The 16,002-nt window shown below is 64.6% G+C and carries 13 protein-coding genes; 9 read left to right on the top strand and 4 right to left on the bottom strand.

The genetic code is table 11. The features are described from left to right. Positions 1-199: 199 nt before the first annotated feature. The 3 genes from JJB99_RS34755 to JJB99_RS34745 all read left to right on the top strand — a co-directional run bounded on the left by JJB99_RS34755 (position 200) and on the right by JJB99_RS34745 (position 3,864). A complete protein-coding gene (locus tag JJB99_RS34755) occupies positions 200-1,495 on the top strand; it encodes a dicarboxylate/amino acid:cation symporter (RefSeq protein ID WP_200496591.1) in 1,296 nt (431 codons plus the stop codon). Positions 1,496-1,507: 12 nt separating this feature from the next. Next, positions 1,508-2,431, top strand: a complete 924-nt coding sequence (locus tag JJB99_RS34750; RefSeq protein ID WP_200496590.1) for an amino acid ABC transporter substrate-binding protein — start codon at positions 1,508-1,510, stop codon at positions 2,429-2,431. A gap of 278 nt (positions 2,432-2,709) precedes the next feature. After that, on the top strand, positions 2,710-3,864 hold the full coding sequence (locus JJB99_RS34745; RefSeq protein ID WP_200493737.1) for an IS481 family transposase: 1,155 nt from the start codon (positions 2,710-2,712) through the stop codon (positions 3,862-3,864). Positions 3,865-3,929: 65 nt separating this feature from the next. Here JJB99_RS34745 and JJB99_RS34740 read toward each other — a convergent pair whose 3' ends face one another. Then, complete coding sequence (locus tag JJB99_RS34740; protein ID WP_200496589.1) at positions 3,930-4,730, bottom strand: ATP-grasp domain-containing protein; 801 nt, start codon at positions 4,728-4,730, stop codon at positions 3,930-3,932. A gap of 36 nt (positions 4,731-4,766) precedes the next feature. On the opposite strand from JJB99_RS34740, the gene JJB99_RS34735 reads away from it, so the two are divergent. The 4 genes from JJB99_RS34735 (at position 4,767) to JJB99_RS34720 (ending at position 8,354) form a co-directional block, all read left to right on the top strand. Then, complete coding sequence (locus JJB99_RS34735; RefSeq protein ID WP_200496588.1) at positions 4,767-4,946, top strand: hypothetical protein; 180 nt, start codon at positions 4,767-4,769, stop codon at positions 4,944-4,946. A gap of 155 nt (positions 4,947-5,101) precedes the next feature. Beyond that, complete coding sequence (locus tag JJB99_RS34730; protein WP_200496587.1) at positions 5,102-5,875, top strand: ferredoxin--NADP reductase; 774 nt, start codon at positions 5,102-5,104, stop codon at positions 5,873-5,875. A 505-nt stretch (positions 5,876-6,380) separates the two neighbouring features. Continuing rightward, positions 6,381-8,006 (top strand): FMN-binding glutamate synthase family protein, encoded by a 1,626-nt coding sequence (locus JJB99_RS34725; protein WP_200500435.1) that lies wholly within the window; start codon positions 6,381-6,383, stop codon positions 8,004-8,006. Positions 8,007-8,114: 108 nt separating this feature from the next. Beyond that, positions 8,115-8,354, top strand: a complete 240-nt coding sequence (locus tag JJB99_RS34720; RefSeq protein ID WP_200496586.1) for a PilZ domain-containing protein — start codon at positions 8,115-8,117, stop codon at positions 8,352-8,354. 53 nt (positions 8,355-8,407) lie between these two features. Here the strand turns inward: JJB99_RS34720 and JJB99_RS34715 are convergent, their stop codons facing one another. Further along, the gene (locus JJB99_RS34715) at positions 8,408-9,703 is read right to left on the bottom strand and encodes a hemolysin family protein (protein ID WP_200496585.1); all 1,296 of its coding nucleotides are present in this window, start codon (positions 9,701-9,703) and stop codon (positions 8,408-8,410) included. Positions 9,704-9,913: 210 nt separating this feature from the next. Between JJB99_RS34715 and JJB99_RS34710 the strand changes: the two genes are divergently transcribed. Further along, positions 9,914-11,989, top strand: coding sequence for a methyl-accepting chemotaxis protein (locus JJB99_RS34710; RefSeq protein WP_200496584.1), 2,076 nt, complete (start codon positions 9,914-9,916; stop codon positions 11,987-11,989). A gap of 116 nt (positions 11,990-12,105) precedes the next feature. After that, complete coding sequence (locus JJB99_RS34705) at positions 12,106-12,831, top strand: sulfite exporter TauE/SafE family protein (protein ID WP_200496583.1); 726 nt, start codon at positions 12,106-12,108, stop codon at positions 12,829-12,831. Between the two features lie 5 nt (positions 12,832-12,836). Here JJB99_RS34705 and JJB99_RS34700 read toward each other — a convergent pair whose 3' ends face one another. Both JJB99_RS34700 and JJB99_RS34695 read right to left on the bottom strand, forming a co-directional pair. Then, on the bottom strand, positions 12,837-14,807 hold the full coding sequence (locus tag JJB99_RS34700) for a carbohydrate porin (protein ID WP_200500434.1): 1,971 nt from the start codon (positions 14,805-14,807) through the stop codon (positions 12,837-12,839). Between the two features lie 379 nt (positions 14,808-15,186). Beyond that, positions 15,187-15,993 (bottom strand): creatininase family protein, encoded by an 807-nt coding sequence (locus JJB99_RS34695; RefSeq protein WP_200496582.1) that lies wholly within the window; start codon positions 15,991-15,993, stop codon positions 15,187-15,189. Between the last annotated feature and the right edge of the window lie 9 nt (positions 15,994-16,002).

Genomic DNA, 16,002 nt, shown 5'->3' with positions numbered 1-16,002 from the left:
TCCGCTTTCCTGACGATTATTGATGCAGCCGCCGCAAAGAAGACGTGCAGGCCGCATGCGTTGTGCGCTGCATGAAGGCTAGATCGCGGCCTTCCATTTCACAACGGGAACATCCGGCCAACGCGACCACACGCAAAGCGTGTTGCTTCGCCGTCTTATCTGCGACATCATGAAGCGCCGGTGTACGTGGGGGTAAGCAATGTCGAACAGGTTTACGCAATACATTCTGGCGGCGATGGTGCTGGGCATCATCATGGGGGCGGCGATCTTCAACTTCCTGCCCGATACGCGCGCCGACTGGGCTTCCTCCATCAACCTGATTGCCATGATGTTCCTGCGCCTGATCAAGATGATCATCGCGCCGCTGGTGTTCGCGACCCTGGTCGGCGGCATCGCCCATATGGGCTCCGGCTCGAAGCTCGGCCGCATCTTCGCCAAGACCATGGGCTGGTTCATCAGCGCCTCCTTCGTCTCGCTGCTGCTCGGTCTCGTGATGGTCAATCTGCTCCAGCCCGGCGCGAACTTCCCGGGCACGCTGCCCGCGGCAGGGCAATCGACCGGCCTGCCGGTTTCGGCCTTCTCGATCGAGAAATTCCTCACCCATCTGATCCCGACCTCGATCGCGGACGCCATGGCGCAGAACGAGATCCTCCAGATCGTGATCTTCGCCGTGTTCTTCTCGGTGGCGATGGGCTCGATGCCGGAGCGCTCCAAGCCGATCCTGGCGATGATCGACGACGTCGCCCACATCATGCTCAAGGTGACGAGCTATGTGATGCTGTTCGCGCCGCTCGCGGTGTGGGCCGCCATCACCGCCACCGTTGCCAAGAACGGTCTCGGCGTGCTGTGGAAGCTCATCGTTTTCATGGGCGGCTTCTATCTCTCGCTCGCGATCCTGTGGGGCATCCTGGTCATCGTCGGCTTCATCGTGATCGGGCCGCGTTACAGCCATCTCTTGAAGCTGATCCGCGAGCCGCTGATGATCGCGTTCTCGACCGCGAGCTCGGAAGCGGCCTACCCGAAGACGCTGGAGGGGCTGAACAAGTTCGGCGCCTCGTCGCGGATTTCGAGCTTCGTGCTGCCGCTCGGCTATTCCTTCAATCTCGACGGCACGATGATGTACTGCACCTTTGCCAGCATCTTCATCGCGCAGAGCTATCACATCGACATGCCGCTCGGCACCCAGCTCGCGATGCTGGCGACGTTGATGATCACCTCGAAGGGCGTCGCCGGCGTGCCGCGCGCCTCCCTCGTGGTGATCGCCTCGACGCTGTCGCAGTTCGGCATCCCGGAGGCGGGCCTGCTCATGATCATGGGCATCGACACCTTCCTCGACATGGGCCGCAGCGCCACCAACGTGATCGGCAACACGCTCGCGACCTCGGTTGTGGCGAAATGGGAAGGCGAGCTCGGGCCTGAGCACGAGCTGGGTCCCAGCGACGCCGTGCCGGGCGACATGGTGCCGGGCGAAATACCCGCGATGGCCGGCCATTGATGGAGCTGCATCATGCGCCTTTCGATGGCGATACCGGGCGGCCTGTTGCTGGCAGCGTGCCTGCTGGCAACCGGCGCCGCCGCGCAGACCGGCGGCAGCGAAGAAGGGCTTAGCCCGACGCTGTCGGCGATCAAGAGCAGTCACGCCGTGCGGCTCGGCTACCGCGAGAGCTCGCCGCCATTCTCCTTCCTCGACCAGTCGGGTCGCCCGATCGGCTATAGCCTCGAACTCTGCGAGGCCATCGTCGAGGAGATCGGCGTCGAGGTCGACGATCCCAATCTCAGGATCGACTACGTCAAGGTCACCTCCGATGACCGCATCGACGCCGTGCTGCAGAGCAAGATCGACCTGGAATGCGGCTCGACCACGGCCAATGCCGAGCGCGGCAAGCGCGTCGCGTTCTCGCCGCTGATGTTCGTCGCCGGCACCAAGCTGATGGTGCCGAAGGGAGCGGCTGTTTCCGGCGTCGCCGATTTGAAGGGCAGGACAGTCGTGGTGACCAAGGGCACGACCAATGAGCAGGCGATGCACGCCGTCGACAGGAAGCTCTCGCTCGGCCTCAACATCGTGACGGCGCCGGATCACGAGCAGTCGTTCCAGATGGTGAACGACGGCAAGGCGGATGCGTTCGCGACCGACGACATCCTGCTCTACGGCCTGATCGCGCGCCACAAGGCGCAGGAATATTTTCGCGTGGTCGGGGACTATCTGTCCTACGATCCCTACGGCATCATGTTCAGGAAGGGCGAGCCGCAGCTCGCCGCCGTGGTCGAGCGCGCCTTCCGCAGGCTCGGCTCCAACCACGATCTGGTCCCGCTCTACAACAAATGGTTCGTCGCGCGCCTTCCCACCGGCGAACGGCTGAACGTGCCGATCTCGCCGCAACTGGAAGAAGCCTTCAAGGCCATGGACGATTCGGCGAGCGCGAATAACTAGCAGCGGCCTTCCTTACCCTCCCCTGGAGGGGAGGGTCGATCGCGCGTAGCGCGAGCGGGGTGGGTGATCTCTCCATTGAGGCGGTGCCGAGTCGAGAGATCACCCCACCCCGCTGCGCATCCCGCTTCGCTCCATGCACAGCGACCCTCCCCCTCCAGGGGAGGGTAAGACGAGTTGTCCAGACCGGATAGATAGGTAACAGAGTAGACCGGATGGATGGGTGACAGTTCTCTGTCGGCTGGGAGGATCAGCCGATGCCTTGGCGGGAGAGCTGTACAATGGACGAACGAGTTCGCTTCATCTCGGATCAGCGAACCGGCTTGTGGACGATGACGGAGCTTTGCGAGCGCTACGAGATTAGCCGCAAGACCGGTTATAAGTGGCTGGAGCGCTACCGGTTGGAAGGACCTGCCGGGCTGGCGGATCGCTCCCATGCCGCGCGGGTTCATGGACGGGCGACACCACAGCACATCGTGGATGCGATTGTGGGGCTGCGGCTTGAGCGGCCGAGCTGGGGACCGCGCAAGATCGTCAGCAAACTTGAGGCTCGCCAAGGGGACGTCGATTGGCCGTCGGCCTCGACGGCGGGCGGGATTCTCAAACGGGCGGGACTGGTGAGCAACCGTCGGACCCGGCGGCGTGCGCCGCCGCGCATGGGGCAACTGACGGTGCCTCAGCATGCCAACCATGTATGGGCGCTCGATCACAAGGGCTGGATCCGCCTGGGCGACGGATCTCGCGTTGAACCGTTCACGGTGACCGATGGCTTCAGCCGCTATTTGATTAGCCTGGCGGCGACGGGCAGCACGCAACATGCCGAGTGCCAACCGCTGCTGGAGCGGGCGTTTCGCGAGTACGGCTTGCCGCAGATCATCCGCTCCGACAACGGCTCGCCGTTCGCCTCGACCGGAACCACGGGCCTGACGGCACTGTCGGTATGGTGGATCAAGCTTGGCATCCGCCATGAACGGATTGATCCCGGCCATCCACAGCAGAACGGCCGCCACGAGCGTTTTCACCTCACGCTTCTGGAGGCCATGCAGCCGCCGCCGCCGACCCAGGCCGCGCAGGCTCGTCGCTTCGCGGCATTCGTGCGCGACTACAACGAAGAACGACCGCACGAGTCACTTGGCCAGCGCCCACCTGCCAGCGTCTATCAGCCTTCGTCTCGTGCGATGCCGAGGCGGCTTCCGGAGCCGGATTATCCAGCCGAAGCCGCGGTGCGCCAGGTCCGCTCCAACGGCGAGATCAAGTGGCGCGGCGAACTCATTCACATCTCCAGCGCTCTCATTGGTGAGGCCGTTGCCGTCGAGGAGGCCGCCGATGGGCAATGGCAAGTGCGCTTCTTCCACATACCGATCGGCATCATCGACCAGAAAACACGCAGGCTGCGGCGCTGCGCTAGCGCAGCGCCGCAGCCGACCAAACCATGAACGATTGTTACCTATCCATCCGGTCTGTTTTGTTACCCATCCATCCGCTGGACAAGTTGCGGCTCCTAGCTCTCGCCAAACACCCGGTCCAGCGCCGCGTCATACGTCGCTTGCACCAGTTCCGGATGCAGCCGGCCCAGCGCCTCCATCATCACGCCGGAATTGATCTCGAGCACCTTCCACGCGCCATCGACGCAGACCACGTCGATCGACGCAAAGGCGATGCCGATGGCGCTCGCGGCGTCGATCGCGAGCTTCGCGCAAGCCGATCGAACCTCGCCGTCCTCTAGCAGCACCGGCTTTGCGCCGGAATCGAGATTGTGTCGCCAATCCGCGCCACGCTGCTTGCTGTAGAGGACGAGCGGCACGTCATCCAGCAGCACCACACGGACCTCGTCCTCGATTTCGACATAGGGCGAGATCACGAGCCCGGCGCTCATTGAGAAAACCTCGGCAATCGCCCGGCCGAGTTCCGCCTCCGTCGTCACCTTGAAGACGGATCGTCCCGACGTCCCCTCGTTCGGCTTCACCACGACGCCTTGCGGATGCTGCGCGAGCAGGGCCTGCATTGCCTCACGCCCCCCGGAGCCGGCGATATGCACACCCAGCTTCGGATTGAGGAAGAGGTGGTGCGGAATGCAGGGCACGCCCGCGAGCGCCAGTGCCTCGGCGGTGGCCGATTTGTCGTTGGCGAGACGATGGGCGATGGCGCTGTTGAGGCCGATGTCGTAGCCGAAGGCGAAGCGGCGCTCATAGCCCCGGCGCATCGCGATCAGCCAGCCGCCGGGCCGGACATCGACGGCAATGCCGTGGTCTGCGCAATAGCGCCTGATCGCCTGGACGAAGATCCGCTCGCCGCTTGCCATCTGTCTCGATCGTTCCCGCCGCCAGAAGCCGCAAAAATGCGGGAATCCGCGCCAAACGGGGTGAAAATCAGAACTATTCTTAATGAAATTCTCGCGAGCGCGATGGAAATTAAGTGCTGCCATCGAGCCCTGGAGGAAAAAGAAATTGCCCTCAAACAGGGGCGGGCAGCAAAACCGCTAATGATGAGCCCGTTTCTGCCGCAAATGCCGGTTTGACCGGCATCAAATGCATCCGGAACGAGGTTGATTATTGGTCTCAATGGCGTAGATCACACACGCGAAATCCTCCGCCATGACACTGGTGTTCGCCCGTTTTCAGGGCCGGGCAACGCTTTTGTCCTGAAACCGCAATTATTCGGAAAGCGAAAATCATGAGCGCGTTTTACCGAGAGAAGGTTGTTTCCGTCCAGCACTGGACCGACACGCTGTTCAGCTTCCGCGCCACGCGCGACAGCGGCTTCCGCTTCCAGAACGGCCAGTTCGCGATGATCGGCCTCGAGGTCGAGGGCCGTCCGCTGCTGCGCGCCTACAGCATGGCCAGCGCCAACCACGAGGAAGAGCTCGAGTTCTTCTCGATCAAGGTGCAGGACGGCCCGCTGACCTCTCGCCTGCAGAAGATCAAGGAAGGCGACACCATCCTGGTCGGCCGCAAGGCGACCGGCACGCTGATCACCGACAATTTGATCCCCGGCAAGCGGCTGCTGCTGCTCTCGACCGGTACCGGCCTTGCGCCGTTCGCGAGCCTGATCAAGGACCCCGACGTCTACGACCAGTACGAGAGGATCGTGCTGGTGCATGGCTGCCGCCAGGTTTCCGAGCTTGCCTATGGCGAGAAGCTTGTCGCCTCCCTGCGCGAGGACGAGCTGTTCGGCGAGCTGCTCGCGGACAAGCTGGTGTACTATCCGACCGTGACCCGCGAGCCGTTCAAGAACCGCGGCCGCATCACCGACCTCATCAACTCCGAGCAGATCTTCAACGATATCGGGCAGTCGCCCCTCGACATCGCGACCGACCGCATCATGATGTGCGGCAGCCCGGGCATGCTGGAAGAGCTGAAGGTGATGTTCGAAGGCCGCGACTTCATCGAGGGCTCGGGCAACAAGCCCGGCCATTTCGTGATCGAGAAGGCGTTCGTCGAGCGGTAAGCTCCGCTCGCTCAGCTCTCCGTCATGCCGGACTGCTAGTCCCTACCTCCACCGTCGTCCCGGATAAGCGCGCCCAAGCGCGCGCCAATCCGGGACCACAACGGCAGGGAGTGCTCATGCGGGGCCTCGGAGTGACAGCTTTCTCAGCCAGGAAATCCTGTGGTTACGGGGTCTCGGGTCTGCGCCGGCGCTTGGCTGGGCCGACGCCTGAAGTTGTAGCCGCGCCCGGCGGACTCTACTTTCACCTGCTAAACGTCGATTGCATCAGCGCGGGCGGCTGCCCTCGAAATCTCCCGGCAGCTCTGCTGCATTGCAAAACCTGTCCATCGGGCTGATTGATTTTCCTCGGCCGAATTCGCTAGCCTGAAACAATGGCCGCGTCATATCCGTATGACAGGCGCGGGCGTATCGTACCGCCTCATGCCGACGAGAGGATGGGACCGTGGCTGACGACAACAACAAGCAGGAAGCACCCAAACGTCTGGCACTGGCGGAGGAGGGGGTCATGGAGACCCTGCTGCTGCCATTCTCGCCGCGCTTTATCGTGCTGACGATCTGCGCGGTGGTCACCGCGCTTTTGATCGGCATCGGCATCGCCGACCGCAAGATCTTCGACATCCTGCTGGTCCCGATTCTGATCTTCGGCGCCCTGACATTGCTCGGCGTCCGCGATCTGCTCCAGAAGGGGCACGCGGTTCTGCGCAACTATCCGATCTCGGCGCATATCCGTTTCCTGCTTGAAGAGATCCGCCCGGAGATGCGGCAGTATTTCTTCGAGAGCGAGAAGGACGGCATGCCGTTCTCGCGCGACACCCGCGCGGTGGTCTATCAGCGCGCCAAGATGCAGCTCGACAAGCGGCCGTTCGGCACCCAGGAGGACGTCTACCGCGACGGCTACGAGTGGATGCATCACTCGGTCGCGCCGAAGACGCATGCCGAGGAGAAGTTTCGCGTCACCATCGGCGGGCCTGACTGCACCAAGCCCTATTCGGCCTCGGTGTTCAACATCTCCGCGATGAGCTTCGGCGCGCTCAGCCCCAATGCCGTGCGCGCGCTGAACGCCGGCGCGAAGAAGGGCGGCTTTGCGCACGACACCGGAGAGGGCGGTGTCAGTCCCTATCACCGCGAGATGGGCGGCGATATCATCTGGGAGATCGGCTCGGGCTATTTCGGCTGCCGCCACCTCGACGGCTCGTTCGACCCGGATGCGTTCGCGCGCGTTGCCGGCGAAGACCAGATCAAGATGGTCGAGCTCAAGATCAGCCAGGGCGCCAAGCCCGGTCATGGCGGGGTGCTGCCGGCCGCCAAGGTGTCGGAAGAGATTTCCAAGATCCGCGGCGTCGCGATGGGCGAGGACTGCATCTCGCCGGCCTCGCACCGGGCCTTCTCGACGCCAATAGGCATGATGCAGTTCATCGCCGAGATGCGCCGCCTCTCCGGTGGCAAGCCGGCCGGCTTCAAGCTGTGCATCGGCCATCCCTGGGAATTTCTGGCGATCTGCAAGGCGATGCTTCAGACCGGCATCTATCCTGATTTCATCGTCGTCGACGGCAATGAAGGCGGCACCGGCGCCGCGCCGCTGGAGTTCATGGACCATCTGGGCATGCCGATGCGTGAGGGCGTCAATTTCGTCCACAACGCGCTGATCGGCATCAACGCGCGCGACCGCATCAAGATCGGCGCCTCCGGCAAGATCGCCACCGCCTTCGACATGGCGCGCGCGATGGCGATCGGCGCCGACTGGTGCAACTCGGCGCGCGGCTTCATGTTCTCGCTCGGCTGCATCCAGTCGCTGAGCTGCCACACCGACCGCTGCCCGACCGGGGTCGCGACCCAGGACCCGACCCGGGCGCGCGCGCTCTACGTGCCGCTCAAGATCGACCGCGTGCACAATTATCACCACGCCACGCTGCACTCGCTGACCGAGCTGATCGCCGCAGCCGGTCTCGAACACCCGCAGCAGTTGCGCCCGGTCCATTTCAGTCAGCGGACCTCGACCACCAATGTGCAATCCTTCGCACAGTTCTATCCGGCGCTGCGCCCGGGCGAGCTGCTGGAAGGCACCGAGGACCCGCGCTTCCGCGACGCTTGGCGGATAGCGCAGGCAGAGACTTTCCAGCCAGTACTGTGAGGTTCGGCTCCGCCGGATCGATACCGCCGCCTCGTGCGGCGGCGTGAATGCATTGCGCGAAGTACAGAGCTTTAATGTCTGTGTAAGCTTTGGGTGTAAATTGGCCCCATGGACGAGCGACGTGACAGAACCAGACACCGCGTGCTGAAGGCCGGAACCATCGAGTTCGGCGGCGGCGCGATCGACTGCACCGTGCGCAATTTCTCGGACACCGGCGCGGCGCTCGACGTGACCAGCCCGGTCGGCATCCCCGAGCGGTTCACCCTGTTCATCCAGGCCGAGGGAAGGCAGCTGTCGTGCACCGTGGTCTGGCGCAAGGAAAAGCGGATCGGGGTGAGGTTCGGGTAAGGATGTTCCTTCTCCCACAAGGGGAGAAGGGAAGTCGGAGCACGGCCGCCTGCTCACCCCGTTTCCATCTCACTCAGCCGGCTCGCCAGAATCTTGTCGATCCGCCGCCCGTCGAGGTCGACCACCTCGATGTGCCAGCCGCTGAAGTCGAAGGCATCGCCGACATCGGGCAGCACTCTGAATTGTTGCAGCACCAGGCCTGCCACCGTGTTGTAGCGGTGCGGCGGCAGCTCGATGCCGAGCAGCTCGCCGAACTCGTCGACCGGCATCCAGCCGGAGATCAGCAGGGAATCGTCCTCGCGCCTGACATAGGCCGGCTCCGGCGGTCCCTCCTCCGAATGGAAGGCGCCGACGATCGATTCGAGGATGTCGGCGGCGGTCACCATGCCTTCGAACGCGCCGTATTCGTCGTAGACGAGGCCGACGTGAACCGGCGCGGCTTTCAGGATCGCCAGCACGTCGCGGGCATCCGCCGACGCCGGAATGCCGGGCGCCTCGCGCACCAACGCGCGCAAATTCGGCGTGCGGTCGTTCATGTAGGCGATCAGCAGATCCTTGGCCTGGAGCACGCCGATCGGCTTGTCGCGGTCGCCGTCCGAGACCGGAAAGCGCGAGTGCGGGCTTTTCACGATGATCTCGCGGATGGCCTCGGGCGCGTCGTTCAGGTCGATCTCGTCGACGTCGGTGCGCGGCGTCATGACGGCGCCGACCGGGCGGTCGCCGAGCCGCATCACACCCGCGATCATCTCCTTCTCGCCGGGTTCGAGCACGCCGGCGCTTTCGGCCTCGCTGACGAGGTGGTGGATCTCGTCTTCCGAGACCTTCTCTCCGGCCTTGCCGCCGCGGCCGAGCAGGGTGAGGATCAGCTTGCCGGAGACGTCGAGCAGGAACACCAGCGGCAGCGAGATCTTCGCTAGCATGTGCATCGCCGGCGCGACGCGAACCGCGATGCTTTCAGGGTCGCGCAGCGCCACCTGTTTCGGCACGAGCTCGCCGACGATCAGCGTCGCATAGGTGATCAGCGTGACCACGATGCCGACGCCGACGATGTCGGCGATCCCCGCAGACATGCCGAGCTCGGCCAGCCATTGCGTCAGCCGTTGGCCGAGCGTTGCGCCGGAGAACGCGCCCGAGAGCACCCCGACCAGCGTGATCCCGATCTGCACCGTCGAAAGAAACTTCCCGGGATCGGAAGCGAGCGCCAGCGCCCGCGCGGCGCCGTGCACGCCCTTGGCGGCGAGCAGTGACAGCCGGGCCGGGCGGGACGACACCACGGCCAGCTCGGACATCGAGAGCAGGCCGTTGATGACGATCAGGACGACGACGATGACGAGTTCGACCGAGAGCATTGATGTTCCGCGGCAAGGAAATATGGCCGGATGGCAGATCCGGGCCTTGATATAGGCATTTGGCCGGTAAGTGCTGGCGAATTCAGAGCCCTTGGCCGCGAAGCCGCGGCGAGCTGGCATCCCGGGAACTACGGGTCCTGGTGTTGCTTAACGAGGTCTTAGCCGCCCGCCGGCTAGGGTTCCCGGTATTTACGGGATTCGGGGACCAGAATGCGGATTGGGAAGCTTTTCGCGCTGTCGATGCTGACGGTGACGGTTTTTGCGGTCATTCTCGCCGCCGAGGTGCTGGCGCCGCAGACGCGTATCTACGCGGACCGCTCCGAGGCTATCAAGGCGGTGGACGCTTTCGGTGCAATTCTGGTGGTCAGCCAGCACGTTGCGGGCTATCGGGCGCCCTACATCTCGCCGATCTTCCAGGAAAACCCGGCGACGCCGGCGCAGCTCGAAGCCTGCGCGAAGGCGTCGCAGGCGTCGGACACCGCCTTCGAGCATGCCAAACGGGCCATCCTGGCGCTGGACGCCGCCGGACCGCTTTCTGCAGATCTCGACCGCGCCGCGCGCCGGCTGAACGAGATTCGCACGGCGGCGGATCGCGCCATGAGCGTTCCCCTGAGTGCCCGCGACGGCGCTGCCATCAAGGGCTTCCTGCCCGGCATCGCCGAGATCATCGGCATTCTCGAACCGATCATGAACCGGCTCGAAGCCGGCATCGCCAGCGCCGACTCCTCGCTCTCGGCATTGCTGGGTGTAGCCCGGACTGCGCAGGACCTGCGCGTCTCGGCCGGCGGCCGCGCCGCCACGCTGTCTCCGGCGCTGACCGCCCGCCGTACGCTGACGATCGCCGAATTCTCTCTGATGGACCGACTGCAGGGCCGCGTCGAGGCCGATCGCGAGCGCATCGAAGCCGGCATCGACCAGCTCGGCAATCCGCCCCGGATTGCCAAGGCCTTCAAGGACGCTACCGAGGCCTATTTCGGACATGCTGCGCCGGTGGTGGAGAAGGAGATGCCGGCGGCCCGCAGCGGCGGCAAATACAACCTCACCAACGATGAGCTCGCGGCCGCCGTAGTGCCGGCCGTGCAGAAGTTCTTCGGCGTGCGCGACGCGGCGCTGGCGGAGGCGACCGAACGGGCCACGGCGGCGCGCAGCGGCGCGTTGCTGGTGCTCGCGCTGGCCGGCGTTGCGGTGCTGGCGCTGCTCGGCACGCTCGCCGGGGTGACGGCGATGCTGCGCAGCCGCGTGGTGACGCCGCTTGCGAAGCTCGCCGGCGCGATCGGCACGCTCGCCGCCGGCAAGCACGAGGTCGAGATTCCCGCGACCGGCCGCAATGACGAGATCGGCCAGGTCGCCGGCTCGCTGCTGCTGTTCAAGGACTCGCTGATCGCCAAGACTGCTGCCGACGAGGCTGCCGCGGTGGAAGCCGAAGCCAAGCTCAAGCGCAGCCAGCGCATGGACCAGATCGCGCGCGAGTTCGAAGCCATGATCGGCGGCGTGATCAACACCGTGTCCTCGGCATCCGCCGAGCTGGAATCGTCCGCGGGAACGCTGACGAGCACCGCCGCGCAATCGGAGAAGACCACCGCGACCGTCGCGGCCGCCTCCGAACAGGCCTCCACCAACGTGCAGACCGTCGCTGCGGCCGCGGAGGAAATGGCGTCCTCGGTCGACGAGATCAGCCGGCAGGTCCAGGATTCCGCGCGTATCGCCAGCGAGGCGGTGCAGCAGGCGGGCCGGACCAACGACCATGTCGGCGAGCTCGCCAAGGCGGCCGGCCGGATCGGCGATGTGGTCGAGCTCATCAGCCAGATTGCGGGCCAGACCAATCTCTTGGCGCTCAACGCCACCATCGAGGCGGCGCGCGCCGGCGAGGCCGGCCGCGGCTTCGCGGTGGTCGCCTCCGAGGTCAAGGCGCTCGCCGAGCAAACCGCGAAGGCCACCGGCGAGATCAGCCTGCAGATCAGCGGAATCCAGACGGCGACAGAGGATTCGGTCGGCGCGATCAAGGCGATCGGCGATACCATCACGCGCATGTCCGAGATCGCGTCCGCAATCGCCTCTGCGGTCGAGGAGCAAGGCGCGGCGACGCGGGAGATTTCGCGCAACGTGCAGCAGGCCTCGCGCGGCACCCAGCAGGTCTCCGCCAGCATCGTCGATGTGCAGCACGGCGTGAGCCAGACCGGATCGGCCTCCTCCAACGTGCTTGCGGCAGCGAAGTCGCTGTCCGGCGAGAGCAGCCGCCTCAAGGTCGAGGTCGGAAAATTTTTGGACGCCATCCGCGCGGCGTAGAAGGTCATTGTGGAAGCAGGCGGCTTCCCCTAGGCTTGCACCGCTGGGGATGTCGCAGCCTCCCCGTGAAGTGGTGATCCCACGCAAGCGCTGCTCGCTGATCCGTGGAGCGAGCAATGGACGGGATCGAGCTTCCACTTTTCCTTTTGGCCACCTTCGCCGGCGCGTTCGTCGCCGGCCTCTCGGGCTTTGCCTTCGGTCTGGTCGCAGCGTCGCTGTGGCTCTATGTGCTGACGCCGCTTCAGAGCGCCAGCCTGATCGTCGGCTTCGGCCTTCTGGTGCAGGGCTACTCGGTCTGGAAGTTGCGCAACGCGCTCGATTGGCGCCGACTGTGGCCGTTCATGATCGGCGCCGTCGCAGGGGTGCCGCTCGGCGTGTCGCTTCTGACTTGGGCCGATCCGCACAGCGTTCGCATCGCGGTCGGAGCGATCCTGATCGCCTACAGCCTTTATGCGTTATTCCGGCCGCAGCTCAAGGTCGCGACCGTCGTGCCGCCGGCCGCGGACATGATGGTTGGCCTCGTCAACGGCTTGCTCGGCGGGCTGACCGGCCTTGCCGGCATCGTCATCACCATCTGGTGCAATCTGCGCGGCCTGCCCAAGGACATCCAGCGCGCGACCTTCCAGCCGGTGGCGGTCGTGGTGTTCGCCATGGCGGCGCTGCTGCTGGGCGCCAGGGGAGCGCTCACCTTCGAGACGGCCAAGCTGTTCGCGCTCGGCCTGCCCTTCCTGTTTGCCGGCACGTGGCTTGGCCTCAAGCTGTTCGGCCGGATCGACGATGCCATGTTTCGCAAGATCGTGCTCGCATTGCTGTTCGTCTCGGGCGTCGCGCTGCTGTTCTGATCCGATCAGAACTCCCCGTGCAGCCGCCCCGAAAACACCGACACCGGTCCGCGGTCGGCGTTGTAGGCGGGGTTGACGATGAGCTGGTAGTCCGCAGTGAGGGTCACTGCCTTGTTCAACGCGTAGGCATAGTAGGTTTCGAGGATGCGCTCGTTCCGATAGTTGAGCGCACCGTCACCGACGAGCACGCCGAGACCGCCGGCAGCGAGGAAGTCGCGGTAGTCCTGCGAAATCCCGTTGATGGCGCCGCCGACGCCGATCACGTCGTCGGGCCGGCCCCATTTCGTGCCCTTGATCGACAGTCCGGCGGACAGGCTGTGGTTGATGTCGGTGAAGGCCAGCGTTTCGGTCTTGCCGTCGTTCCAGCTCCAGCGCCCGAACAGCCCGAAATCGTCGGTGATCGCCTGCTCGAGATTGACGACATAGCCGACCTTGAGCCGGCCGCGCCGGGTCTGCGCGATGTCGAGATTGAGCGCGGGATTGTCCAGCGTCTCGCGGAAGCTGCCCATGTTGGCGCTGTCGACCCAGCCCATGGTCCTGAGCTTGCCGGGCTGGCCGAGCAGCGAGAAGCGCGTTTCGAGCTCGACCACGTATTGGCCGCGCTCCGGCACCTTGGTGTCGAAGTGGTTTGAATTGGACTCCGCGACCATCAGGAAATAGCCACCGCGCAGCGCCCATTGCTTCTGGTTGAGCTCGGCGGTGACGCCGTAGGTCAGGCCGACCTTGTCGGCCGAATAGTCGAACGCGCCCGGCGCCCACATCGACCAGTTCATGAAGTCCTTGCGGGTGTCCTTGGCGTAGGCATTGCCGTCGAAGATGTCGGTCACCGCGAACTTGCCGGCCTGCACCGTGAGGCGGGATACGTCGACCTTCTGCCCGAACTGCAATTGGCCGCTTGCGAGCTCTTCCTGCTCGCCGCCAAATCCAAATGTCTGGCGCACGAACAGGCGCGAGGTGTTGTAGTGTGGGTAGGGGAAGTTCGACTTCTGCGCTTCGCCATTGGGGAACCCGGCGGCGCCAACGGTGTCGTTCAATCCAAAACCCTGGAGCAGTTCGGGATTGTAGTAGACCTCGCCGCCGTCCCACAGCCGCGCATTCAGGAACAGGCTGTTGCTCCACGTCGCCTTCGCCTGCCTCGACGGCGACAGCGAGTTCGGCCCGCTGTAGAGGGCGGGGAATGACGGATAGCCTTGCGGCAGATAAGTGCTCTGGCCGTGAATCTCCCAGCGATCCGATTCCGGGTCGATCAGGGAGCTTTTCGGATTGTAGCTCGGCATGCCCGGCCAATCGACCTTGCGGTTGAGGCCGAACCTGATCTGCTGGAAGTCGAGCGACGAGGAGCTGTATTGGGCGCCCGTGGAGAAGGCGACATGGGCGCCTTCGAAACGGCTGTAGAGATATTCGAGCCGCGCGCTCCAATGAGGCGCGAAGCCGTATTCGATGCCGGCGCCTGCAATCCAGCCGGGGCGCGTGTTCAGTATCTTCGGCACCGCTTCGCCGGAGGCCGGCGCGTCGAAATAGCGCTCGCCCATCCATGCAAAGCCGCCGGTGGCGTAGAGGAGCCACGGACCGCTGGTGTAGCCGGCGCGGCCGCGCAGGCTTGCGGCGTAGTCCCATTGCTGGGTGACGGTGTTGGCGGGCGTTGCCAGGAAGGAGACGATCGAGTTGGACGTGATGTAGTTGGGAAACGAGAAATCGCCTTCGACGCCGACCAGCCAGCCGGAGTTGAGCCGGTAATTGTAGCCGGCCTGCACGCCGCCGATCATGCCGCTGAAAACGCCGCTGTCGCTGATCCCTGTGCCTTCGTTCAGTGCAACGCGCGACGAACCCCGGCTATAGCCGGCATGCGCGCCGATATAGAGGCCGGTCCAGTCATAGACGGCTTTCAGCGCTGGCGCCTGCAACGGGAGATCGGCCGCGTGGCCGGTGGCGGGAAAAGCCAGCGCGCCCGAGGCAATCGCCGCGGCCGTCCGCAAATACCTGTACTGGTGACCCCTCAACGTCAAAACGCACGCCCCCAAACGCGAATGTATCCTACCCGCCGCGCTATCCCTGCCGATTCGCGGCGATCCTGTCATCAGGTCCTGGTTGTTCACGCAATCGGCCGAGATATCTTGATTCGACGCGATTTCTTCCCAAGTCCTTGTGCCTGCTGCAAACCTTATTGCGATTAATTCGCAATAGCAATTAATGCCGATTGCCGCACAGGATGGTTCGCATCCGCCTGTGACGCGACTGCAACAACATCCCGATGCGCAAAAGAACAGATGGCGGAGGCTTGTCGCGTCCGGTTCGAAAGCACCAAAGGCGCGACCGGCGAGAAGCCATTTCCTGAGCGATTCAGGAGGATCAGAGCTAGCCGAGCGGCCCCTTGGCGAGCCTGTTCACGTCGAATTTATCGACTTCGGCCAGCAGCTCGCAGAAGGCCGTCGCACCCTGGTCGAGCAGTTGCTCACCCTTCTCAGGCTCAGCCAGCGTCGCGTTGCCGACCGCGCCGCTAGCGTTGAGATCCTGCGCCTGCCAGGCGAACGGCGCCGGCCGCTGCGTCGATAGCCAGCGATACTGCTTCTCGATCGCGATGCTGCTCGCGGGAAAATCCGCGATCGCATCCATGCGCACCTGACCCGGATAGCGCGCCAGCATGATCGAGGTCTCGACAGCGCCGCCGTGGATGCCGTGGCGCACTTCCTCGGCCGGGAACAATGTGTCCGCGCCTGACAGCCGCGACCATGACGTCGTCACCACGAACAGCTTTTGGTGCGCGCGCAGATCCTGCGCGACCAGCATCATGGCCGCGCTGTTGCCGCCGTGGCTGGTGATGATGACGAGCTTCTTCACGCCGCGCCGCGCGATGTCCTCGCCGATCCCGGTCCATCGCCTCAGCGCGGCTTCAGTCGGCAGCGTCTGGGTGCCCGGATAGTCGATATGCTCGGTGGAAATCCCGATCCGCTCGACGGGAAGAAAGCTGGCCGGAACGCTTGCGGACAGCAGCTCGCGCACCCGCGCGAGATAAGCATCCGCGATCAGCACGTCGGTCTCGAACGGCAGATGCGGCCCGTGCTGCTCGGTCGCCGCCAGCGGCAGCACCGCGATCCAGCGCGACACATCTGCCGGGGCAGCATCGGCCCAGCGAATCCTGGTCCAGTCGCGGGAAGGCGTCATTGCGATCTC

It is taken from the genome of Bradyrhizobium diazoefficiens (assembly GCF_016616235.1).
GTDB lineage: Bacteria > Pseudomonadota > Alphaproteobacteria > Rhizobiales > Xanthobacteraceae > Bradyrhizobium > Bradyrhizobium diazoefficiens_H.
This window is presented reverse-complemented; position numbering and strand designations above follow the sequence as displayed.